A 23,059-nucleotide genomic window follows, 5' to 3' on the forward strand; every position below is an offset into this window, starting at 1 on the left:
CATGCGCCCCGATCTGACCCACCTCAAGACCATCGAACAGCGGCTCTTGTGGCTGTCGCATTGGATGATCCACAACGCGAACCACATCCGCCCCAAGGCGGACGGGATCAAGATCGGGGGGCACCAGGCCTCTTCGGCCTCCATGGTGTCGATCATGACGGCGCTTTATTTCTCGGCGCTGAAACCGGGCGACCGGGTGGCGGTGAAACCGCATGCCTCGCCCGTCTTTCACGCGATGCAGTACCTGATGGGCAATCAGACGCGCGAGAAAATGGAGAACTTCCGCGGCTTCGGCGGTGTGCAAAGCTATCCCAGCCGCACCAAGGACGTGGATGACGTGGATTTCTCCACTGGCTCTGTCGGGCTGGGTGTCGGGATCACCGCGCTGGCCTCCATGGTGCAGGACTTCATCACCGCCAAGGACTGGGGCAAGGATGCCCGCACCGGCCGCATGGTGGCACTGGCGGGCGATGCAGAACTGGACGAGGGCAACATCTACGAAGTGCTGCAGGAGGGCTGGAAGAACGATCTGCGCAACACCTGGTGGATCATCGACTACAACCGCCAGTCGCTGGACGGCATTGTCCGCGAAGGCCTGTTCGAGCGGATCGAGAAGATCTTTGACGCCTTCGGCTGGGACGTGGTGCGGGTGAAATACGGCGCCCTGCAGCGGACCGCGTTCGAGGAGCCGGGCGGCGAAGCTCTGCGCGCCTGGATCGACGCCTGCCCGAACCAGCAGTATTCCGCGCTCACCTACATGGGCGGCGCGGTTTGGCGGCAGCACCTGATGGATGATCTGGGCGACCAGGGCGATGTCAGCGCGCTGATTGAGAAACGCAGCGATGATGAGCTGGCGGAGCTGATGGAAAACCTCGGCGGCAACTGCGTCGAGACGATGGCGGACACTTTCGCATCCATTGACCACGACCGCCCGGTCTGCTTCCTGGCCTATACGGTCAAGGGCTGGGGTACGCCGATTGCCGGCCACAAGGACAACCACGGCGGCCTGATGACCAAGGCCCAGATGACGGACTGGCAGGCCCATATGGGCGTCGCCGCAGGGGAGGAGTGGGAGCCCTTCGCCAACGTCGCCGACCCCGCCGCGCTGCAAGGCTTTCTTCGCCAGGTGCCGTTCTTTGCCGAAGGCCCGCGCCGCCATTTCGACGCGCCGCTGCCGGTGCCCGCGATTGCCATCGACACCTCCCGCGAAATCTCCACCCAGATGGCCTTTGGCAAGATCCTTGATGATCTGTCCAAGGGGGACAGCGAGCTTGCGGCGCGGATCCTGACCACCTCGCCCGATGTGACCGGCACCACCGGACTGGGGCCGTGGGTTAACCGGCGCAAGCTGTTTGCCCGTGAGGTGCAGCAGGACGCCTTCATCGAGCACCGCATCCCGTCGACTGCGAAATGGAACTTCGCCCCCGAGGGCCAGCATCTGGAGCTGGGCATCGCGGAGATGAACTTGTTCCTGCTGCTGGGTGCCGCGGGCCTGTCGCATTCGCTGTTCGGCAAGCGGGTGATCCCCATCGGCACCGTCTACGACCCCTTTGTCTGCCGCGGCCTCGATGCACTGAATTATGCCTGCTATCAGGACGCGCGTTTCATGATCGTCGGCACCCCCTCCGGGGTGACGCTGGCGCCCGAAGGCGGCGCGCATCAGTCCATCGGCACGCCGCTCATCGGGATGTCACAGGACGGGCTGGCGTCGTTTGAGCCTGCTTTTGCCGATGAACTGGCGGTGATCATGGAATGGGCCTTCGACTACCTGCAGCGCGACGGCGAGGGCGATCCGGATGAGCGCACCTGGCTGCGCGACGAGACCGGCGGATCGGTCTATCTGCGCCTCACCACCAGCCCGATGGAGCAGCCCGGAAAGCGCGCCGACGAGGACTTCCGCCAGGGCGCCATCGACGGCGGCTACTGGCTGCGCAAGCCGGGGCCAAACTGCGATGTTGTAATTGCCTATCAGGGCGCAGTGGCGCCGGAGGCGATCAAGGCCGCGGGTATCATCGGTGAAAGCCGCCGCGACGTGGGCGTGCTGGCGGTGACCTCTGCCGACCGGTTGAACGCGGGCTGGACCGCGGCGCAGCGGGCGCGCTCGCGCGGCAACGCCGCCGCCAGGTCCCACATTGAAACGCTGATGGGCGGCCTGCCGCCGCACTGCAAGGTGATCACCGTGATTGATGGCCACCCGGCGACGCTGGCCTGGCTGGGCGGGGTTGCGGGCCACCAGACCGTGCCCCTTGGCGTCGAGCATTTCGGCCAGACCGGCACCATCGGTGATCTCTACCGCCACCACGGGCTGGATGCTGCCGCTATCGTGGCCAAGGTGAACGGCCTGACCGCCGGCAAACGGGTCAGCAACGCCGTGCCGGCCGGGTAATCACCCGTCTGAGCTTGCTGGATCAGACTGAAGTACAGGGGCGGCCGCGCGGAAGCACGGCCGCCCTTTTGCGTTATTCCGCCACGCAGTCGGCGAAGTAATGGGTCACCCCGTCAGGGCCGGTCTCCTGCACCAGCCCGTGAATGTCGGTCTCGAAACCGGGACAGTCCCGCGCAAAAGCGCGGTTGAACTTCAGGTATTCCACGATCTTCTTGTTGAACACCTCGCCCGGTATCAGCAGCGGAATGCCGGGCGGGTAGGGGGTCACCAGGCTGGTGGTGATGCGCCCCTCCAGATCATCTATCGGCACTCGCTGGGTGGTGCGCCGGGCGATGTGGCTGAAGGCATCGCTCGGTTTCATCGCTGGGGTCAGGTCGCTCAGGTACATCTCGGTCGACAGCCGTGCCACGTTGTTTTTGGAGTACAGCGCATGCACATGTTCGCAAAGGTCGCGCAGGCCCATCTGCTCATACCGCGGCTGGCTGGCGCAGAATTCCGGCATCGCGCGCGGCACGGCCAGGTTGCGGGCAAAGTCGTCCTTGAACTGCTGCAGCGCGCTCAGCAGCGAGTTCCAGCGGCCCTTGGTGATGCCGATGGTGAACATGATGAAGAAGGAATAGAGCCCGGTCTTTTCCACCACCACGCCGTGCTCGGCCAGGTATTTGGTCACGATCGAGGCGGGTATGCCCCAGTCTTCGAACCGGCCGTCCAGGTTGAGGCCCGGGGTGATGATGGTGGCCTTGATCGGGTCCAGCATGTTGAAGCCCGGTGCCATGTCGCCAAACCCGTGCCAGCTGTCCTCGCCGCCTGCCTGCACACCGTCGGCATCGGTTTTCCTCAGCACCCAGTCTTTCGTGCTGCCAATGCCGTCCTCGGCCAAATCCTCCGGCCCCCAGACCTGGAACCACCAGTCATCGGCGCCGTACTCTTCGTCGACCTTGCGCATGGCGCGGCGGAAATCCAGGGCCTCCATGATGCTTTCCTCGACCAGCGCGGTGCCGCCCGGCGGCTCCATCATCGCTGCCGCCACATCGCAGCTGGCGATGATCGAATACTGCGGGCTGGTGGAGGTGTGCATCAGATAGGCTTCGTTGAACAGATGCCGGTCCAGCTTGGTCTCCTCGCTGTCCTGCACCAGCACATGGCTGGCCTGGCTGATGCCCGCCAGCAGCTTGTGGATCGACTGGGTGGCATAGGTCACCGAATGCTTGGTGCGCGCCCGCTTGCGGCCCATCGCGTGATAGCTGCCGTAAAACGGGTGGAAGGCCGCATGCGGCAGCCAGGCCTCGTCGAAATGCAGGTTCTCGGTATAGCCGTCCAGCTGCCCCTTGATCACCTCGGTGTTATAAAGAACCCCGTCATAGGTCGACTGAGTCAGCGTCAGGATCCGCGGCTTCACCGCATCGGCATCCACATCCTCCAGCAGCGGGTTGGCGCGGATCTTGGCCTTGATGCTCTCGATTTCGAACTCCGAATGCGGGATCGGGCCGATGATCCCCCAGTGGTTGCGGGTCGGCTTCAGGAACACCGGGATGGCGCCGGTCATGATGATCGAATGCAGGATCGACTTGTGGCAGTTGCGGTCCACCACCACCACATCGCCCGGCGCCACCGTGTGGTGCCAGACCATCTTGTTGGAGGTCGAGGTGCCATTGGTCACGAAATAGCAGTGATCGGCGTTGAAGATCCGTGCCGCGTTGCGTTCCGACGCCCCAATCGCGCCGTTATGGTCCAGGAGTTGCCCCAACTCCTCCACCGCGTTGCAGACATCGGCGCGCAGCATGTTCTCGCCGTAGAACTGGTGGTACATCTGCCCGACCGGGCTTTTCAGGAACGCCACGCCGCCGGAATGCCCCGGGCAGTGCCAGGAATAGGAGCCGTCCTCGGCATAATCCAATAGCTTCTTGAAGAATGGCGGCTGGATGCTTTCCAGGTAACTCTTCGCCTCGCGGATGATGTGGCGGGCGACAAATTCCGGCGTGTCCTCGAACATGTGGATGAAGCCGTGCAGCTCCCGCAGGATGTCATTGGGCAAGTGGCGGCTGGTCTTGGTCTCGCCGTAGATATAGATCGGCACATCGGCGTTCTTCCAGCGTACTTCCTCAATGAAGGTGCGCAGGGCGACTACCGCGGGGTCCAGATCCGGTCCGGGGGTGAATTCCTCGTCGTCGATCGACAGCACAAAGGCGCTGGCGCGGGACTGTTGCTGCGCATATTGCGACAGGTCGCCATAGCCGGTGACACCCTGCACCTCGAACCCTTCGTCCTCGATGGCTTGGGCCAAGGCGCGGATGCCGGAGCCTGAGGAGTTTTCGGAACGGAAATCTTCGTCAATAATGACAATGGGAAAGCGGAATTTCATGCTGTTCTCCTGGAAGCATGCCTGATTTGACGATACAGGCTGCCCGCGCTGATGCAACGCCCGCGGCAGGGCGCAGTTCGCGTTACGCTCAACCGTAAAGCCCGCCAAGAGGGCATGTGCAGAATTCGCTGGCATTTGACGGGCAGATAGTTGACATTGTCAATTATCATGACCCAGACACGCTTTCACCTGCATCACTCCCTTGGCTACCAGATCACCATGCTGGCGCGTGTGATCGAACGCCGCTTTGAACAGCGCATCGCGGAACACGGGCTGACACGCGTGACTTGGTGCGTGCTGCTGGCAGTAGGGGAAGAGGGGCTGACGACCCCGTCGGAGATTGCGGATTTCATCGGCATTGACCGCACCGCCACCTCCCGCGCCCTGCGTCAGATGGAGGCGGGCGGGCTGATCACCCGCCGCAGCGGAGAGGGCGACGGGCGCTCGATCCGGGTGATGCTGACCGCTGCAGGCCAGGCGGCGCTGCAGGCGGTTCTGCCCATCGCGCAGGAGAACGCCGCGCATTTCGAGGCCAAGCTGAGCGGTGAAGAACTTTCCGAGCTGCGCCAGTCCGCCGTCAAGCTGCTGCAGGACGAGCCGCGCATCGTCGCCAAGCTGTAACTCAAAGGGGCCATCCATGGGCAAACTGTTTTCCTACCGCAACCGGCCTGTGCACCTGGGGCCGTACCCGATGGAGACCCTGACCCGGCAGGCCCAGCCGGAAGAGCTGGACGCGCTGCCGCCACAGGAGCAGGTCAGTTTCCGCCGCCCCGGTGCACCGCTCTCCATCGTCAATGCGATGCGCGACTACCAGGCGATGCTGGACGCCACCCGCGAAGGACTGGTGAAAAAGGAGCGTGCCGAGATCCCCGCCAGCCCGCAGGAGCGCACCGATCATCTGAAGGCCTTCGGCTACTTCTGCGACGCCTCTCTGGCCGGTGCCTGCGCGGTGCCTTCCGGCGCCTGGCTGGAGGCGCCGCTGGTGAACCCGGATGTGGCGGCGCTTTCGGAAACCCTGCGCAGCAAGCAGACCAAAACCTTCGCCTCCGGCATCGACGTGGTGATGGCTTCCTTGCGCGAGGCGATGCAGGCCCCGCCCGCGGACTGCCGCCACCACACGCATGCGCTGGTCTACATCTACGAGTTCCCGCGCGACCCTGAAGCCGGTGAAGACGGCACCGACTGGCTGGCGGATGCGCAGGATCAGCGCGCCTGCTTGCGGGCGGCGGAAACCGTGGTGACGCTGGCCAATTACATCCGCCTGCTGGGGTGGGAGGCGCGCGCGCATACCGGTGCCGCCAGTGATGTGCATCTGGGCCAGCTGGCGGTGCAGGCGGGGCTTGCCACCTGCGAGGATGGCGTGCTGACAAACCCGTTCCTTGGCAATCGCTTCGGCATCGCCGCCGTCACCACCACCCTGGAACTGGCCGCCGATCTGCCGCTGGTGCCGGGGCAGGCGCCGGGCCTCAAATACCGGCTGGGCCTTGGTAGCCACGCCAAAAGCGCTGCCAGCCGCGACCCCTATGCCAAGCGCCGCTTCATGGACGGCCCGCACCCGTTCGAGACCCTGAAGCGGGTGGCTGACCCCACCACCTATATTGACGAGGTGAACGTGGCGCGCGTGCCAAAGCGCGCCGACATGTTCGCACGCTCCCTGTTCGGCGACCTTGGCAAAGGCCCGCAGGAAGCGGCGAAGAACGGCAATTACGTCCGCAAGTCCTCCTCCGCCTTTGCCTTCCGATCCTCGCTTGCGGCCTTCGTGCTGCTGCAGGACGGCGAGCCCGCACCGCAGGTTGACCCCAGCGCCGCCGATGCTGAACGCAACGCCGCCAACATCAAGGCTGCGGCCTATTTCCTCGGTTGCGACGCTGTGGGGATCTCACGCTGCCCTGACTGGGCCTACTACTCCCACGACGCTGCAGGCGAACCACTGGCCCCCTACCACGAAAACGCCATCAGCATCATCATCGACCAAGGCCATGAGACGATGGAGGGCGCCTCCGGCGACGACTGGATCGCCTGCGCCCAGTCGATGCGCGCCTACCTGCGGTTTTCGCTGCTGGGCGGGGTGATCGCGCAACAAATCCGCAACCTCGGCTATACCGCCCGGGTGCATTCGGTGATGGACGGCGAGGTGCTGCAGCCGCCGCTGTTGCTGCTGTCCGGCCTTGGCGAGGTCTCCCGCATCGGCGAGGTGATCCTGAACCCCTTCCTCGGCCCCCGCCTGAAATCCGGTGCCGTGACCACCAATCTGCCCATGACCCATGACAAGCCGGTAGACTTCGGCCTGCAGCGGTTCTGCGAGGCTTGCAATAAATGCGCCCGCGAATGCCCTTCCGGCGCTATCACTGCGGGCCCTAAGCTGATGTTCAACGGCTACGAGATCTGGAAATCCGACAGCCAGAAATGCACCACCTACCGGGTCACCGTGCCCGGCGGCGCCATGTGCGGCCGCTGCATGAAGACCTGTCCCTGGAACCTCGAGGGCCTGTTTGCCGAGGCGCCATTCCGCTGGGCCGCGATGAATGTGCCCGGCAGTGCGCCGCTCTTGGCGAAACTCGACGACGCGCTGGGCAATGGCGAGGTCAACTCCGCCAAGAAATGGTGGTGGGATCTGGAGATGGTGGAAGAGGGGCCTTATTCCCCTTCGCAGCATCCGGTGAATGCCCGCAAGCTCTCCAAAGATCTGGACTTGAAGTTCGAAGACCAGACCCTGGCGGTCTATCCCGCACCGCTGGCGCCGCCGCCCTATGCCTGGCCCGCCCCGATGGACCGAGAGGCCGGGATCGCGGCTTATCAGGCGATGATACCCGCAGCGGAGCACAAGCGCCGCCGCGCGCAGGGCCTGCCGCCGGAGCATGTCTATTCTGCCGATCAGGGTGCTGCGCCGGTCATGCGGGTGCGTCTGTCGAAGGTCGAGCACGTGACGGAGGCCGTCACCAAGTATGAGTTCTCCCTCCCGGACGGTTCTCTGCTGCCGCCAGCAACAGCCGGTGCCCATATCGACGTGGTCGTCGCGCCGGAGTTCTTCCGCCAGTACTCGCTGTCGGGCGACCCGGCGGACCGCTCGAAATACCAGATCGCAGTGCTGCGCGAGGATCAGGGCCGCGGCGGTTCCAAGCTGATGCACGGCATCTTCGAGGAGGGGCGCATGGTCTTCATCTCCAAGCCAATCAACCACTTCCGGCTGGTGGAGGATGCCGCCAAATCCTACCTGATGGGGGGCGGTATCGGGGTGACGCCGATGATCGCCATGGCCCACCGCCTGCACGCGCTGGGCCGGGATTTCGAGTTCCGCTATTCCTGTTCGAAAGTGACGAATGCCGGCTTCCTGGAAGACCTCCGGAGCGTTCCCTGGGCGGGCAAGGTGCATCTGCATTTCTCCGATCAGGGCACCCGCGCAGACCTGAACGAAGTGCTGCAATACGTGCCCGGCAGCCACGTCTATACCTGCGGGCCGGAGGTCTATATGCAGGCTGTGCTGGAGGCGGCAGAAGCCAATGGCTTCCCGGAAGAGGCCCGCCATATGGAATACTTCTCGGTTCCCGAACAGCCCGAATACGAAAACCATCCCTTCACCCTGAAGCTTGCTAAATCAGGCCGGGAAATCCTGGTTCCGGCAGAGCAGACTGCCACAGAAGCGCTGGCAGACAGCGGCATCCACGTGGATGTGAAATGCTCTGACGGTATCTGCGGCGTCTGCAAGTGCGGGCTGATCTCCGGCGACGCCGAGCACCGCGATTTTGTGCTGTCGAATAAGCAGCGCGAGGGCGCCATCATCCTGTGCCAGTCCCGGGCGCAGGCGCCGGACGGGGTGCTTGAAATCGATCTCTGAGCCGCGGGGCTGGAAGGGGCGGCACAATTTTCTTGTGAAAGAAAATTGCCAAAAGTTTTGCTGAAAACTTTTGCGCGCGGGGCAGTGGCGGTTCAATACGCTTGCCGCTCTCCCAGCAAATAGCGCGCTGCATCCGCGTAATCGAATACCAGCGAGACCACGATCACCGCGCACACCGTCAGAATGATCCGCCGCGGCCAGACGGGCATATCCGGGCGCGCCTGCTGGCGCCACAGCCAGACCACGAGTGGCGTCCACAGGATCACATGCGGCACCCCCAAAAGCCGCACATATCCCAGCTGCCCGTAGATCCAGTAGACTCCACCAGCCGCCAGCACACTGGCTGCCACGGTCACCAGACCGGCGATCCGGCTGGGCTTCCAGATCAGCAGTGCCAGCGGCAGCACAAAGGCACCCAGAAACAGGATGTTGACCCAGACCTGCACCCACAGCGGCTGGGTTGCAATTGCCTCTTCCAGTGTCATGGCACGGCCCTCCTGCCGGCGACCCTAGGCAAGGGCAGGGCGGGCGGCAAGAGCTACAATGGAGAGCCTTCGCGCATCTTGTCCTGCTCCGAAGGAGTCGGCGTATGGTTGAAGACATAGGCGGTGCGGCAGGCCTCCTCACCGCCCAGTTCCTCGATCCTGCGGCGCTGATCGGCAAAGGCGCGGGCGTTCACCTCCTCCGGGTCGCAAATTGCGTGCAGCCGCCGTTCGCCTTCGCTAAGCGCCGCCCTGATTTCTGGGTCATTCACCCCGTCCATCGCCCGGTTCACGAGTTCATGCGGGTCGCCTTCCAGATCGAACAACTGCGGCTGCATCCCGGCGTAGTGGACATATTTCCACTTGCCCCAGCGCACCATGAAGGCGCCGGTTTTCGAGCCGCCGTCGTGGTATTCGCTAAAGCCGGTGCGGCTCTCGTCATAGGGGGCATTGGCAATCGCGCGCAGCGACACGCCCGGCAGCTCCGCATCCTCCGCCACGCCGCACACCTCGCGCGCGGTGGCGGCGATGTCGGTCAGGCTGGTGCAGGTCGCCACCTTTTGCCCCGCCGGAATCCCCGGCCCGGCGGCGATCATCGGCACCCCGGCGGATTGCTCATACATCACCTGCTTGGTCCAGAACCCCTGATCCCCCATCATGTCGCCGTGATCCGACACATAGAGGATCACCGTGTTCGCCAGCTGGCCGCTGGCCTCCAGCGCCCGGATCACCCGGCCCGCGCAATCATCCATAAAGGAGGTGAGCCCGTAATAGGCTGCCTTGGCCTCGCGCATCTTCTGCTCGTCGAAGTAATCATCGTAGTTGAAGAAACCCGCGATGTTGCGCAGCTCCTCATGCTCCGGCAGCCCTTCGCCATAGCCCACGGGCAGGTCCATCTCTGCCGGGTCATACAGGCTGTACCACTCCTCTGGGCAGGTGAGGGGGTAATGCGGGCTGACCAAGGACACAAAGGCCGCCCAGGGCTGCTGCTGCCGCTTGGGATCCGCCAGCCAGGCCTCCGCCGCCCCGGTGATGGCGAGATCATAGTCGGTATAGGTGCTCGACCCGGTGCCGACATCCCCGGCCAGCTCCGCTGCCGAGTCATAGGGCGGCGGGTTTTCCCGCAGCAGGCCAATCGCCCAGCCGACGCCGCCGACCACATGCATCGGCAGGATTTCTTCGGAAAACCCGTTGTCATCTTCTGCGGAGCGGAAATGCAGCTTACCGATCGACACCACCTCGCGGCCCGCCTCCCGCAGAGCGTGCATCCAGCTGTGCGGGGCTCCGACATAGGGCGTCGCGCTGTCCCAGTGGCCGGTCCTGTGCACCCAGTTGCCGGTGGCCAGCGCCGCGCGGGTCGGCACGCACATGGGAGAGGGCGTATAGGCCGCGGTGAACATCGTGCCGCGCGCCGCCAATGCATCCAGGTTCGGGGTCTTCACGATGGGATGTCCTGCGCAGCCCATCGCATCCTTGCGGTGCTCGTCCGAGATGATCACCAGTAAGTTCGGTTGCTGCGCCATCCTTCCCTCCCAATTTTGTCCTTCTCCCTAGACTGAAGGCGAAAGGCGGCGCCTGAACGTCAGTTTGCGGCACTCGGGCGGCGGATTGCTCCACCGGATGCTTGCCGTTTCCTGGCTTTCTGGGTTGTGAGCTGAGCAGCTGGGTGCTATCTCGCAGACGGTACTGTTATGATATAACATAATTGGATTCGCAAATGACGAACAACAGACTGCCGGTAACTGTGCTCTCGGGCTTCCTTGGGGCGGGCAAGACCACGCTTTTGAACCACGTCCTGAACAACCGCGCGGGCCGCCGGGTTGCGGTGATCGTCAACGACATGAGCGAGGTGAACATCGACGCGGACCTGGTGCGCGGCGGAACGGAGCTGTCGCGGCAGGATGAGAAGCTGGTGGAAATGACCAACGGCTGCATCTGCTGCACTCTGCGCGACGACTTGCTGCAGGAGGTGCGCCGCCTCGCGGCTGAAGGGCGGTTCGACTATCTGCTGATCGAAAGCACCGGCATTGCCGAGCCGCTCCCAGTGGCCGCAACTTTCGATTTCCGGGACGAGCAGGGCGCAAGCCTGTCGGACGTCGCCCGCCTCGATACCATGGTGACTGTGGTGGATGCGGTGAACCTGCTGAAGGACTTCTCCAGCCATGATTTCCTCAGCGACCGCGGCGAAAGCCTGGGCGCCGAGGACGACCGCACTCTGGTCAATCTGCTGACCGACCAGATCGAATTTTCCAACGTCATCATCCTGAACAAGGTAACTGAAGCGGGGCCGGCCCAAACAGAAGCGGCGATGCTGGTGATCAAGGCGCTGAACCCGGATGCCGAGGTGATCCAGACCGACTTCTCCGAGGTGGACGGGGACCGCATCTTCGACACCGGGCGCTTTGACTTTGACAAGGCCCACGAGCACCCCCTCTGGGCCAAGGAGCTCTACGGGTTTGAGCACCATGTGCCGGAAACCGAGGAATACGGCATCTCCTCCTTTGTCTACCGCGCCAAACGCCCCTTCGATCCTGCCAAGATCCATGCGTTGCTGAATGGCGACCTGCCCGGCGTGATCCGCGCCAAGGGCCATTTCTGGCTGGCCACCCGCCCGGAATGGGCCGCTGAATTCTCGCTGGCCGGCGCCATCTCCTCGGTCCGCCCGCTGGGCCTGTGGTGGGCGGCGGTGCCAACGGAGCGCTGGCCGTCTCATCCTGAGGCCCGGCGCGAATTCCTGCAGAACTGGGACGAGACCTGGGGCGACCGGCGCCAAGAACTGGTGTTCATCGGTGCAGGCCTCGACAAGGAAGCCACCACCGCCCGCCTCGACGCCTGCCTGATGCCGGAATTGGCGAATGGCTTCGACCCGGCCTGGGCCTCCCTGGAGGACCCCTTTCCAAGCTGGCGCCCCAATGGCTGACCGCAGGGCGCGCCGCAACCTGAACTCCCGCCTGAAGCGGCGGCGCAGGGCAGGGGATCCGATGCAAGCCTATGACGCGCTGCCGCCGGGGCTGCGGCAGTGGCTGGCCTCCGCCTGCCTGCCCTGGAGCCCGGCCTCGGCGCTCAGGATCTGGACCAGGGCGGGCGGCAGCCGCGATCCAGCTGCCGCGGCCGCACGGCTGGACGCCGCTGAACAGGCAATGCTGAAACGGGACGCCCGCGTCTGGGTATTCCGGACCTAGACACAATGACCGCCGCCTCAGGCGGTTTTCTTGTCCGCTTCTGCTGCAGCGTCAAACTCTGCCCGGGCCGCGTCGATCACCGGCAGATGCTCCAGCGCCCAAAGTCCCAGCGCCCTGACCGGCTCGCGGAACGACTCGCCCAGCGGCGTCAGCGCATATTCCACCTTGGGCGGGATCGTCGGGTGGTAAGTGCGGTTCACCAGCCCGTCCCGCTCCAGCTCGCGCAAGGTCAGGCTCAGCATCCGCTGAGAAATCCCCAGGTGCCGCTTCAGCGCGTTGAAGCGCAGCACGCCGTATTGCGCCAATGAAATCACGATCAGCACGCTCCAGCGGTCGCCGACCCGCGACAGCACTTCGTTGATGCGCCCGCATTCCGGGCATTGACCCTCCGCCATGGCGGTTCCTTCCGTGTTACCGGGGCTAAAGAATGTGCCTTCTTGTGCCCTTTCCGGTACCGCTTATATAGCCGGTTACAAATTTATACCACCCATCACATAAGGCCCCGAAAGGACCGGACACATGAGCAAGAGCACCCTGATCGAGAAGCTGAACTGGCGCTACGCCACCAAGAAGATGGACCCCTCCAAGGCGGTTCCGCAGGAGAAGGTCGACCAGATCATCGAGGCGATCCGCATGGCGCCGACCTCCTCCGGCACCCAGCCGTTTGAGGTCTTCGTGATCACCAACCCGGAAATCCGCGCGCAGATCCGTCCGCACGCCTGGGACCAGGCCCAGATCACTGACGGCTCGCACCTGATCGTTTTTGCCGCCTGGGACAACTACTCCGAAGACCGCATCGACGCGGTGACCCGCCAGATGACCGAGGAGCGGGGCGAGATCCCGATGCTGAACCAGTATTACGATAACCTCAAGGCGACCTACCTGCCGCGCGAGTCGCGCACCAACCACGACCACGCCGCCCGCCAGGCCTATATCGCGCTGGGCTTTGCGCTGGCCGCCGCGGCTGAGCTGGAAGTGGACAGCACCCCGATGGAAGGTTTCACGCCTGACAAAATCGACGAGATCCTGAACCTGCGCGAGAAGGGCCTGCGCTCCGTGCTGTTGCTGCCGCTGGGCTACCGCCAGGAGGACGGCGATTGGCTGCTGCCAATGAAAAAAGTGCGCAAATCCCGTGAAACCATCGTGACAGAGATCGCCTGAGCATTCCCCGCATGAGGGCAGCAGGCGGCATTTCCGGCCGCCTGCTGCCCTCCGTGCGGAACACGAAAGGCAATCAATTCGAATTGAATCCTTTAATGCGCTGATTTCAGGCTACATTAACAGCTGAGTGTTATTGATTAAGGTACGGCTCTTGCCGCTTCCAAAGGGCCGCAGAGTGGTGTGATTTTGCCGGGGCTGCCCAAGCGTGTTTACTTCTGATTTCTCTGCAGGCGAATTGCAGCCGGAGCTGAAGCAGGTCTTCTTCCACTGGCGGAACGCTGCTGAAGACGGGAAATTCCCGCGGCTCACCCAATTCGAACTGCCAAATGCCCATCCGGCACCGAACATCCTGTCAGTGTTTGAAATAGAACGGACACAAACCGGTGAACCTGCTGACTTCAAGGCGCTGTATATCCGCAACAAGATCATCAACACGCTGAGTCGCAAGTACGTCGGCACCCGGCTGTCCGAACATCCCGGCTTTGGACCCGGATCGATGATCTGGAGCTGTTTTCACGAAGTGGCATCCACCTCCCGGCCATTGCTCGCTGCACTGCCCTATGTCGGACCGCTGCCGGAATACCGCAGCACCTCCGAACTCTACCTGCCGTTGCGGGGGGAGGGGGTATCGGTTGACTACGTGTTTGTGGGTGTCGTCCTGCTGGAACAGGAATACAGCCACAAGGCACCCTGAACCGTCCGCAGAGAGCGGCAGCGGGCAGCCAGCCGCCGTAAAACCCTCTTCCCCTTGCCATGCAGGGCTTTTCCCTTGCGCGCCCCCGGGAATCCGCTTATATCGCGCGCTGTCAGAACACGGGCGGCCAACGTCCGGACGGCATATCTGAGCAGGGCTGAGGACTACCTCGGCCCTTTGTGTTTGTTTGATCAGATGTGCTCCGGGCCACGTTCTGGACTGGCTTAACCAAGACCGGCGGAGACAACCGCCCGGCCAGAAACACTAGTAAAGGAAACCTGAGACCTCATGGCTCAAAACGCATCGATGGAGGAATTCGAAGCCCTCCTGAACGAAAGCTTCGAAATGGACACCCCGGACGAAGGTTCGGTTGTCAAAGGCAAAGTGCTGGCAATCGAAGCCGGCCAGGCCATCATCGACGTCGGCTACAAGATGGAAGGCCGCGTTGATCTGAAAGAATTCGCAAACCCCGGCGAAGCCGCTGAAATCGCAGTCGGCGACGAAGTGGAAGTCTTCCTGCGTTCGGCAGAAAACGCCCGTGGCGAAGCCGTCATCTCCCGTGAGATGGCCCGCCGCGAAGAAGCCTGGGACCGCCTGGAAAAAGCATACGCAGACGATCAGCGCGTCGAAGGCGCGATCTTCGGCCGCGTCAAGGGCGGCTTCACTGTCGACCTGGGCGGCGCTGTTGCCTTCCTGCCCGGCTCGCAAGTTGACGTCCGCCCCGTGCGCGATGCCGGCCCGCTGATGGGTCTGAAGCAGCCGTTCCAGATCCTGAAGATGGACCGCCGCCGCGGCAACATCGTGGTTTCGCGCCGTGCGATCCTCGAAGAGTCCCGCGCCGAGCAGCGCGCCGAAGTCATCGGCAACCTGTCCGAAGGCCAGGCCGTGGACGGTGTCGTCAAGAACATCACCGAATACGGTGCGTTTGTTGACCTGGGCGGCGTTGACGGCCTGCTGCACGTCACCGACATGGCATGGCGCCGTGTGAACCACCCCTCCGAGATCCTGTCGATCGGCGAAACCGTCAAGGTTCAGGTCATCAAGATCAACAAAGAGACCCACCGCATCTCCCTCGGCATGAAGCAGCTGCAGGAAGATCCGTGGGATCTGGTTGGCGCCAAGTACCCGCTGTCCTCCGTGCACAAGGGCCGCGTCACCAACATCACCGATTACGGTGCATTTGTTGAGCTGGAGCCGGGCGTCGAAGGTCTGGTCCACGTCTCCGAGATGTCCTGGACCAAGAAAAACGTCCACCCGGGCAAAATCGTCTCCACTTCCCAGGAAGTCGACGTCATGGTTCTGGAAATCGACGGTGCCAAGCGCCGCGTGTCCCTGGGCCTCAAGCAGACCATGCGCAACCCGTGGGAAGTGTTCTCCGAGAACAACCCCGAGGGCACTCAGGTCGAAGGCGAAGTCAAGAACATCACCGAATTCGGTCTGTTCATCGGCCTCGACGGCGACATCGACGGCATGGTTCACCTGTCCGACCTGTCCTGGGACGAGCGCGGCGAAGACGCGATCCAGAACTACCGCAAAGGCGACATGGTTTCGGCCGTTGTCTCCGAAGTGGATGTCGACAAAGAGCGTATCTCGCTGTCGATCAAAGCCCTGGGCGGCGACAAGTTCGCTGAAGCCGTGGGCGGCGTGAAGCGCGGCTCGATCGTGACCGTGGAAGTGACCGCAATCGAAGACGGCGGCATCGAAGTGGAATACGAAGGCATGAAGTCCTTCATCCGCCGCTCCGATCTGTCCCGCGACCGTGCCGACCAGCGCCCCGAGCGTTTCTCGGTTGGCGACAAGGTCGACGTGCGCGTCACCAACGTCGACTCCAAGACCCGCCGCCTGGGCCTGTCCATCAAGGCGCGCGAGATTGCGGAAGAGAAAGAAGCAGTGGAACAGTATGGCTCCTCGGACTCCGGCGCATCGCTGGGCGACATCCTGGGTGCCGCACTGAAGTCGGGCGACTAATCTCCCCGGCCTCACGGCTGACAAATCGGAAAGCCCCGCAGATATCTGCGGGGCTTTTTGTTTGGCGAAAGAGCGTTAGTTCTCGGCAGCCACAGCGTCAGCTTGCGCTGCTGCTGTCTTCCTGGGGCAGAGCCGCTTCCTCCAGCCGCGCTTTGAGACGGCCAATAACGTGCTGCGCCGCTGCAATTTCCTCCGGCAGCAGGCCGCTGGCAAGCGCGTTTACCCAGGGGATCTGCTTTGCAATGGCGGCATCGTACAGGTCCTTTCCTTTGGGCGTCATGACGACCAGCTGCGCGCGTTTGTGCTGAGGGTTGGGCTGGAACTCCAGGATCCCTTCGCGCTTGAGCTCATTGACGATCCTTTGAATGCCCTGCCTGTGAACACCCATGGTACGGGCGTGCCAGGCGACAGTTTCCGCCTTTTCCGCATAGGCAATGGCGCCAAGTATCTGCCATCGCGCGCTGGTAAGCCCCAGCCCGGAAACCAGGCGGTCACCAGCAATCTGCAACCGGCCATTCAGCCGGAACACATCCAGGATCAGCTCCGTTACCGCTTCTCCCGCCTCGCTTCGTTGCACTTCAGGCATGACGCCCCCTGAATTTTTGACAATGTGTTGTCATTGTGGTTTATGGCTCCCATATGACAACATGACACCAAGTTGAAACGGCATACAAGGAGCACCCTGCGATGGTCAATTTCAAACCTCTGGACCCTGAGTTCCCCATTGATCATCAACTGGCGGTCGAGGCAGGGCCTGTTGTTCTGGTCAATCTTTTCACCGTTGATCCCGCTGAGCAGGACGCATTGGTCGAAGCGTGGAGGAGTGATGCCCTGTGGATGAAGAAACAGCCGGGCTACATCAGCACCCAGCTCCACAAGGCCATCGGCGATGGCAGCATGTATCTGAACTATGCGGTCTGGGATTCCGTGGCTGACTTCCGTGCGGCGTTTTCCAATCCGGAGTTCCAGCAGCAGCTCAGCCACTATCCCTCCAGTGCCGTAACGGCTCCGCATCTGTTCGAAAAGATTGCCGTGCCGAACTGCTGCACGTCCTGACGGCCTGTTCTGCGGATCTACTAATTGGGAAGTAAAATGAAGACGAAGATTCACGCCATTGCAGGCGCCATCGGTTTTCTGATGATCCTGGTGTTCTGGACATCGACGGCCCTAAGTGAATTGTTTGCCGGCCACGAGACGGTCGCGGCGGTCAAAGCATCGATCCTGAAGGGTATGCTCGTCCTTATACCGGCCATGATCATAGTTGGCGGGTCCGGGATGGCGATGGGCCGGCGGCGCAAAGACGCGCCGGCGAGGGCCAAGAAGAAGCGCATGCCGGTTATTGCACTGAATGGTTTGCTGGTTCTCGTCCCTGCCGCCTGGTTTCTGGCCGGGAAAGCTGCTGCCGGCGAATTTGACGGCACGTTTTATGCGGTCCAAACGGTCGAGCTGATCGCCGGCGCCGGAAACCTGTTCATGATGGGCTTGAATTTCCGCGATGGTCTGAAGATGACCGGGCGGCTCCGGCGTTCCCGCTAAGGGCGCCGCGGCACGATCAGGCTGCCGCGGTGCCCCGGATGCCCCTAGTTCGGCCGCACCGCCACCAGCACGACGCCCAGTTCCTCTTCCAACTCCTGCAGTTTCTTCAGCTTCTCGTCAGGCAGGGCGGCGGTGGTTGTCTCAACACCTGCCAGCGCCACCACCGGGCTGCCGATGTCTTTTTCGAGGCTCTTGATCGCGTCCAGTTTGTCAGCCTCAAGCGAGGCAAGCGGGTACAGCATGGTCGTCTCCTCATTGTTGATGGGTTTGACTATAGCCGATTCTTGGCGGTGCCGGCCTGAACGGCACAAAAAAGGCCCCGGCAGCAACCGGGGCCTTTCGCACTCTGTGCTGAATCAGGCGTGCTGGGCGCTGTCCGCGTGGGTGACAACATCCGGCTCCAGGTCCCAGTTCTTGCCGTCCAGACCGTCGATCTGGTCGTCTTCGGAGACGCGCAGGCCCACGGTGCGTTCCAGGAGGAAGGACAGGACAAGCGCCGTGACCACCCCGGTTCCGATGCAGACGGCAGTGCCCGCCAGCTGCATCACCAGCGAAATCTCGCCGTGCTGGAACGCATAGGCGCCTTCCTCGATGCCGAAGTAGCCGCCGCGCGGGGTGCCCGCCTTGAACAGGCCCAGCAGAACCATGCCGAGGGTGCCGCAGCCCAGGAACAGCGGGAACAGCTTGTGCTCGTCAATGCCGCGCTTCAGCGTGAACTCATAGACCGCATAGGCCGCGAAAGGCGCCACCAGGCCGACGATGAAGGCCTGCCAGGGCAGGTAGACATCAAAACCGGATGCGCCGGCAACGTAACCCGCCAGCGGCCCCAGCAGGGTATAGGCGTATTTGCCGGTGGCATAGGCGATCAGCAGCCCGGTGATGGCGCCGCCGGCCCAGACCATGGCGTAGTTGTTGATGGCGATGCCGACGCTGGTATCCGCCATGGTGACGCTGACGGCCAGCGCTTCGGGATCAAAGAAGAACAGGCACGACAGGATCACCATCGGCAGGCCCGCAAAAATCAGCAGCAAGCCCGGCGCACACAGGCCGATGCTGGGAGCCAGATAGGCCGAGATCCGCGGATGCGGCGCCATCATGCCGGGGCGGGCGCCCAGCTTGGGGGTGAAAACCAGCGCCATGCCTGCCGGGAACAGGTAAACAAAACCAACGCCAAAGAAGTCATGGAAACCCGCATTGGTCAGCGGCCCAACAGAGCCCCAGGTCGCCCAGCTCAGCGCGGAGGACACCACAGCAGCCACGATGCAGGTGATGAAATAGGCCGAGGCCTTCATCCGCTCCGACACCGCGAAATGCAGCAGGATGTTGATGATGCCGGCAAACACCGCCAGGAAAAAGATGAAGATCTGGAACGTGTTCAGCCCCGGAAACGTTGCCGGGTCGGTGTGATGCGCCAGCGCATTGGTCATGGCGCCGCCCAGCCACCAGTCCTTGATCGAATCCATCATGGTCGCGCCTTCCATGATGTAATACTGCCCGGCCCACAGGCCGAAACCGATGACGTAATAGGTGGCAAAGCCGAGGAAGAACCCCAGCGTCTTTTCAATGGTCGAGTTGAACAGGTTCCTGCGCCGCGCGGTGCCCGCGTCGATCAGCAGCAGGCCGACAACGACCAGGATGGCCCCGACGATGCCCGATGCGTACAGAATGTTCTGCACCAGGGAGTTCAGGGTAACTTGCTGCACATGTATCGTGCTCATGTCCAATGGCATTTCCAGTTCTCTCCAAGTTGGTTTGGCTGCCTGCCGGTTGTTCGCCACCAGCTTCGGCAGTCCGGCGCCCGTTGCCGCCATGAGGCGGGCGCGCCGGTTCGTTTGGCACCAGATCCGGTCAGTTTGCTGACGCGCCTGGTTAGGAAAAGGATGGGCGATGCGGTGCGCTTTACAATGAAAAATTTTACTTTGCGGAAATATAGTTTCATATGCGGCACGCGGGGCGGGCTGATGCCGCATCCCGCGCTGCCTGACCGGCAATGTGACGGAATCCGGGCAATGAAGAGAGCTGCCGGCAGCCCCCCCGAATCAATCGGACCCCAGCCTGCGCAGTTGACGCCGATGCCGCGCTGCGGCGGCGGTTTGCCGCCCGCGATTGGGGCCCGGCGGCCTGAAAAGGGGGTAAAGTGCCGCTGATTTGGCCGTCAAACCTGCGGCATTTTGTTCCCCCGCGCGCGAATTTTTCCTATACTCTCAGAATAATAGCCAAAACATACCGGCACCTGGGAGGAAAAAGAACATGATCCGCTCTGAGTTGATTCAGAAGATTGCAGACGAAAACCCGCACCTGTATCAGCGGGATGTAGAGAGGATCGTGAACACGGTGTTCGAGGAAGTGACCGATGCCATGGCCCGCGGCGACCGGGTCGAGCTGCGCGGCTTCGGGGCCTTTTCGGTCAAGAAGCGGGACGCACGCACCGGCCGCAACCCGCGCACCGGCGAGACGGTCGAAGTCGAAGAGAAACATGTGCCGTTCTTCAAGACGGGTAAACTCTTGAGGGACCGCCTGAACGGGAAAGCCTGATGCGTTACATTCGCTACGCGGTTCTTGGGGCCCTGGCCATCGTGCTGGTGTCCGTCTGTCTGGCCAACAGCACGGTGGTTGAGCTGAAACTGATGCCCGCTGCGCTGGCGGAGCTGTTCGGCTTTAACTACAGCATTGCGCTGCCGCTGTTCGTGGTGGTGCTGGGCGGGGTCGGCGCCGGGCTGGTGATCGGCTTCCTGTGGGAATGGATCCGCGAGCACAAGCACCGCAGCGAGGCCGCGCAGAAGGCCCGCGAGGCGCGCAAGCTGAACCGCGAAGTGACCCGGCTCAAGAAGCAGAAGAACCAAGGCAAGGACGAGGTCCTGGCGCTTCTCGAAGACGCAAACTGAGCCAGCCATGAGCAATATCCGGGTCAAGATCTGCGGGCTCAGCGTCCCGCAGGATGTGGCTGCCGTTGCCGCTGCCGGTGCGGCCTATGCGGGTTTCGTGTTCTTCCCGAAATCGCCGCGCAATGTTTCCATCGCCCAGGCCGCCGCGCTGGCGATCGAGGCGCCTATTGGTCTGTGCAAGGTTGCACTGACGGTGAATGCCTCTGATGATGAACTGGATGCCATCACCGGTGCGGTGCCGCTCGACATGCTGCAGCTCCATGGGCGTGAAACCCCGGAACGGGTGGCAGAGGTGCGCGCCCGCTACGGGCTGCCGGTTATGAAGGCGGTGGGCATTGCGGATGCCGCCGACATTCCCCAGATCGCGCTTTATGAACAAGTGGCCGACCAGCTGTTGATCGACGCCAAGCCGCCCAAGGAGGCCGAGCTGCCCGGCGGCAACGGCCTCGCCTTTGACTGGCGGCTGCTGGCAGGGCGCAAATACTGGCAGAAACCCTGGATGCTGGCTGGCGGGCTAACGCCGGAAAACGTGGCGGAGGCCATCCGCATGACCGGAGCCCGGCAAGTTGATGTCTCCTCGGGTGTCGAAAGCGCGCCGGGCGAAAAGGATGCAGGTCTGATCGAGGCCTTTACAAAGGCGGCCCACGCCGCCCGCGGCTGACGGCCTCCCCGCCGCGGGTTTCAGGATATGCCGCAAAGAGAGGGATTTGAGTATTTGGAGAAAGATGAAAACACTGGGCCTGCGCCTTCATCTTTTTGTAAATACTCACAGCGCAACCGCAGCGCCCAGGGTGTTGCGCCCCCGGCGTACGCTGGTCACACGCGATCTTAAGTCCCATATGCCACGATCTTTCCTGATCGCGGTCACCGCCGGGCCTGACACTCCCGGCACTTTGGAACAGGGCCCTTTGGCAGGGGCACGCACAGACGACGTTTCGCGTGCGGGAGGAAACTCCCGTCCCGCCTCCGCCCCTTGGCGGCGCCGCCAAACTTAAACTTCCGGCCTTTTGACAGGCAGATCACAGCAGAAACCAGCAGCACACCGGCAGGGCAGGCGCCTTGGCCGGATGCAGCCGCTTGCGCAATCTCCCTTTACCAAGGCGCTGGCGCGCTATAGTCATGGCGGGCGCTGCGAAAGTGAGGGAAGAACCATGGCCGACGATCTTTTCAACAGCTTCATGAACGGTCCGGATGAACAGGGCCGTTTTGGCATCTTTGGCGGGCGTTTCGTCTCCGAAACCCTGATGCCGCTGATCCTGAGCCTTGAGGAAGAATACAACAAAGCCAAGGACGACCCTTCCTTCTGGGCCGAGATGGAAGACCTGTGGAAACACTATGTCGGCCGACCCAGCCCGCTCTATTTTGCGGAGCGCCTGACGGCGGAACTGGGCGGCGCCAAGATCTATATGAAGCGCGACGAGCTCAATCACACCGGCGCGCATAAGGTGAACAACGTGCTGGGCCAGATCCTGCTGGCACGCCGCATGGGCAAGACCCGCATCATCGCTGAAACCGGCGCCGGGCAGCACGGCGTGGCGACTGCCACCGTCTGCGCCAAGTTCGGGCTCAAGTGCATCGTCTACATGGGCGCGCACGACGTGAAGCGGCAGGCGCCCAACGTGTTCCGCATGCGCCTGCTGGGGGCTGAGGTGATCCCGGTGACGTCGGGCCGCGGCACCCTGAAGGATGCAATGAACGACGCGCTGCGCGACTGGGTAACCAACGTGCGCGACACATTCTATTGCATCGGCACAGCGGCCGGCCCGCACCCCTATCCGGCGATGGTGCGAGATTTCCAGTCGGTCATAGGCAAGGAAGTCCGCTGGCAGTTGGCTGAGCAGGAAGGCGAAGGCCGCCTGCCGGACACCGTGATTGCCGCGATCGGCGGCGGCTCCAACGCCATCGGTCTGTTCTACCCGTTCCTTGATGATGCTTCCGTCAATATCATTGGCGTCGAGGCAGGCGGCAAGGGTGTCGACGACCGGATGCAGCACTGCGCGTCCCTCACTGGCGGGCGCCCCGGTGTGCTGCACGGCAACCGCACCTACCTGCTGCAGGATGAGGATGGCCAGATCCAGGAGGGCTTCTCGATCTCCGCGGGTCTCGACTATCCCGGCATCGGGCCGGAGCATTCCTGGCTGCACGACACGGGCCGCGCCCAGTATGTCTCGATCACCGACAAGGAAGCGCTGGAGGCGTTCCAGGTCAGCTGCCGTACCGAGGGCATCATTCCGGCGCTGGAGCCCAGCCACGCGCTGGCCCATGTGATGAAGATCGCGCCGGACCTGCCGAAGGACCACATCATCGTGATGAACATGTGCGGCCGCGGCGACAAGGACGTGTTCACCGTCGCCAAGCACCTGGGCTTTGACATGTCCGACACCGAAGAAGGGCGCACCTTCGAGGAGTGACCGGCGCCTGACCGGCACCGGATGTCCAGTATGAAACGGCACCTCGCCTTGGGGTGCCGTTTTTATTGCGGGCAATGTATCCGGTCGCGGCGGCCCTCTGCAGCCGTATAAACCAATGGTATAAGCGCGTTTTCAGCGTCTTTTAAACCTGCGGGTG

General features: G+C 62.8%; 21 protein-coding genes. 14 read left to right on the forward strand and 7 right to left on the reverse strand.

The annotated features are described in order from the left end of the window. The first annotated feature begins 1 nt into the window (after nt 1). Nucleotides 2-2,386, forward strand: a complete 2,385-nt coding sequence (locus RA21_RS17080) for a hypothetical protein (RefSeq protein ID WP_039151138.1) — start codon at nt 2-4, stop codon at nt 2,384-2,386. A gap of 73 nt (nt 2,387-2,459) precedes the next feature. On the opposite strand, the gene RA21_RS17085 is transcribed toward RA21_RS17080, so the two are convergent. Then, nucleotides 2,460-4,748: an arginine/lysine/ornithine decarboxylase gene (locus tag RA21_RS17085; protein ID WP_039151141.1), complete on the reverse strand. Its 2,289-nt coding sequence runs from the start codon at nt 4,746-4,748 to the stop codon at nt 2,460-2,462. Nucleotides 4,749-4,916: 168 nt separating this feature from the next. On the opposite strand from RA21_RS17085, the gene RA21_RS17090 reads away from it, so the two are divergent. Both RA21_RS17090 and RA21_RS17095 read left to right on the forward strand, forming a co-directional pair. Further along, nucleotides 4,917-5,369, forward strand: coding sequence for a MarR family winged helix-turn-helix transcriptional regulator (locus RA21_RS17090; protein ID WP_039151144.1), 453 nt, complete (start codon nt 4,917-4,919; stop codon nt 5,367-5,369). 16 nt (nt 5,370-5,385) lie between these two features. Then, nucleotides 5,386-8,583: a 2Fe-2S iron-sulfur cluster-binding protein gene (locus RA21_RS17095; RefSeq protein ID WP_039151147.1), complete on the forward strand. Its 3,198-nt coding sequence runs from the start codon at nt 5,386-5,388 to the stop codon at nt 8,581-8,583. Nucleotides 8,584-8,675: 92 nt separating this feature from the next. On the opposite strand, the gene RA21_RS17100 is transcribed toward RA21_RS17095, so the two are convergent. Both RA21_RS17100 and RA21_RS17105 read right to left on the reverse strand, forming a co-directional pair. Next, a complete protein-coding gene (locus RA21_RS17100; protein WP_019298071.1) occupies nt 8,676-9,068 on the reverse strand; it encodes a hypothetical protein in 393 nt (130 codons plus the stop codon). Nucleotides 9,069-9,121: 53 nt separating this feature from the next. Then, nucleotides 9,122-10,588 carry a sulfatase-like hydrolase/transferase gene (locus RA21_RS17105; protein WP_039151150.1) on the reverse strand — a complete coding sequence of 489 codons (1,467 nt, stop codon included), beginning with the start codon at nt 10,586-10,588 and terminating at the stop codon, nt 9,122-9,124. 194 nt (nt 10,589-10,782) lie between these two features. On the opposite strand from RA21_RS17105, the gene RA21_RS17110 reads away from it, so the two are divergent. Both RA21_RS17110 and RA21_RS17115 read left to right on the forward strand, forming a co-directional pair. Then, nucleotides 10,783-11,985 carry a GTP-binding protein gene (locus RA21_RS17110; protein ID WP_039151152.1) on the forward strand — a complete coding sequence of 401 codons (1,203 nt, stop codon included), beginning with the start codon at nt 10,783-10,785 and terminating at the stop codon, nt 11,983-11,985. Next, nucleotides 11,978-12,247 (forward strand): DUF6525 family protein, encoded by a 270-nt coding sequence (locus RA21_RS17115; RefSeq protein ID WP_039151154.1) that lies wholly within the window; start codon nt 11,978-11,980, stop codon nt 12,245-12,247. Before RA21_RS17110 ends, RA21_RS17115 begins: the two co-directional genes overlap by 8 nt. Nucleotides 12,248-12,264: 17 nt before the next feature. On the opposite strand, the gene RA21_RS17120 is transcribed toward RA21_RS17115, so the two are convergent. Continuing rightward, entirely contained in the window at nt 12,265-12,642 is a 378-nt protein-coding gene (locus RA21_RS17120) for a winged helix-turn-helix transcriptional regulator (protein ID WP_039151157.1), read from the reverse strand. A gap of 124 nt (nt 12,643-12,766) precedes the next feature. On the opposite strand from RA21_RS17120, the gene RA21_RS17125 reads away from it, so the two are divergent. The 3 genes from RA21_RS17125 to rpsA all read left to right on the forward strand — a co-directional run bounded on the left by RA21_RS17125 (nt 12,767) and on the right by rpsA (nt 16,070). After that, nucleotides 12,767-13,408, forward strand: coding sequence for an NAD(P)H-dependent oxidoreductase (locus RA21_RS17125; RefSeq protein WP_039151159.1), 642 nt, complete (start codon nt 12,767-12,769; stop codon nt 13,406-13,408). A gap of 205 nt (nt 13,409-13,613) precedes the next feature. Further along, nucleotides 13,614-14,102, forward strand: coding sequence for a hypothetical protein (locus RA21_RS17130; RefSeq protein WP_039151161.1), 489 nt, complete (start codon nt 13,614-13,616; stop codon nt 14,100-14,102). A gap of 288 nt (nt 14,103-14,390) precedes the next feature. Then, nucleotides 14,391-16,070, forward strand: a complete 1,680-nt coding sequence (rpsA, locus tag RA21_RS17135) for a 30S ribosomal protein S1 (RefSeq protein ID WP_019298078.1) — start codon at nt 14,391-14,393, stop codon at nt 16,068-16,070. A gap of 97 nt (nt 16,071-16,167) precedes the next feature. Here rpsA and RA21_RS17140 read toward each other — a convergent pair whose 3' ends face one another. Continuing rightward, nucleotides 16,168-16,656: a MarR family winged helix-turn-helix transcriptional regulator gene (locus RA21_RS17140; RefSeq protein WP_039151165.1), complete on the reverse strand. Its 489-nt coding sequence runs from the start codon at nt 16,654-16,656 to the stop codon at nt 16,168-16,170. 101 nt (nt 16,657-16,757) lie between these two features. On the opposite strand from RA21_RS17140, the gene RA21_RS17145 reads away from it, so the two are divergent. Together RA21_RS17145 and RA21_RS17150 are read left to right on the forward strand one after the other, a co-directional pair. After that, nucleotides 16,758-17,126: an antibiotic biosynthesis monooxygenase family protein gene (locus RA21_RS17145; RefSeq protein ID WP_019298080.1), complete on the forward strand. Its 369-nt coding sequence runs from the start codon at nt 16,758-16,760 to the stop codon at nt 17,124-17,126. Nucleotides 17,127-17,162: 36 nt separating this feature from the next. Then, nucleotides 17,163-17,606, forward strand: a complete 444-nt coding sequence (locus tag RA21_RS17150) for a hypothetical protein (protein ID WP_019298081.1) — start codon at nt 17,163-17,165, stop codon at nt 17,604-17,606. A 44-nt stretch (nt 17,607-17,650) separates the two neighbouring features. Here the strand turns inward: RA21_RS17150 and RA21_RS17155 are convergent, their stop codons facing one another. Continuing rightward, nucleotides 17,651-17,848, reverse strand: a complete 198-nt coding sequence (locus RA21_RS17155) for a hypothetical protein (protein WP_019298082.1) — start codon at nt 17,846-17,848, stop codon at nt 17,651-17,653. Nucleotides 17,849-17,962: 114 nt separating this feature from the next. Next, entirely contained in the window at nt 17,963-19,324 is a 1,362-nt protein-coding gene (locus RA21_RS17160) for an ammonium transporter (protein WP_241483519.1), read from the reverse strand. Between the two features lie 505 nt (nt 19,325-19,829). Here RA21_RS17160 and ihfB point away from each other — a divergent pair. The 4 genes from ihfB to trpB all read left to right on the forward strand — a co-directional run bounded on the left by ihfB (nt 19,830) and on the right by trpB (nt 22,902). Continuing rightward, a complete protein-coding gene (ihfB, locus tag RA21_RS17165) occupies nt 19,830-20,141 on the forward strand; it encodes an integration host factor subunit beta (protein WP_272946442.1) in 312 nt (103 codons plus the stop codon). Then, nucleotides 20,141-20,491 (forward strand): lipopolysaccharide assembly protein LapA domain-containing protein, encoded by a 351-nt coding sequence (locus RA21_RS17170; RefSeq protein WP_039151167.1) that lies wholly within the window; start codon nt 20,141-20,143, stop codon nt 20,489-20,491. Before ihfB ends, RA21_RS17170 begins: the two co-directional genes overlap by 1 nt. A 7-nt stretch (nt 20,492-20,498) precedes the next feature. Next, a complete protein-coding gene (locus RA21_RS17175; RefSeq protein ID WP_019298086.1) occupies nt 20,499-21,152 on the forward strand; it encodes a phosphoribosylanthranilate isomerase in 654 nt (217 codons plus the stop codon). 490 nt (nt 21,153-21,642) lie between these two features. After that, nucleotides 21,643-22,902 carry a tryptophan synthase subunit beta gene (trpB, locus tag RA21_RS17180; RefSeq protein ID WP_019297395.1) on the forward strand — a complete coding sequence of 420 codons (1,260 nt, stop codon included), beginning with the start codon at nt 21,643-21,645 and terminating at the stop codon, nt 22,900-22,902. Nucleotides 22,903-23,059: the final 157 nt, after the last annotated feature.

The organism is Leisingera sp. ANG-DT, assembly GCF_000813785.1.
Lineage (GTDB): Bacteria > Pseudomonadota > Alphaproteobacteria > Rhodobacterales > Rhodobacteraceae > Leisingera.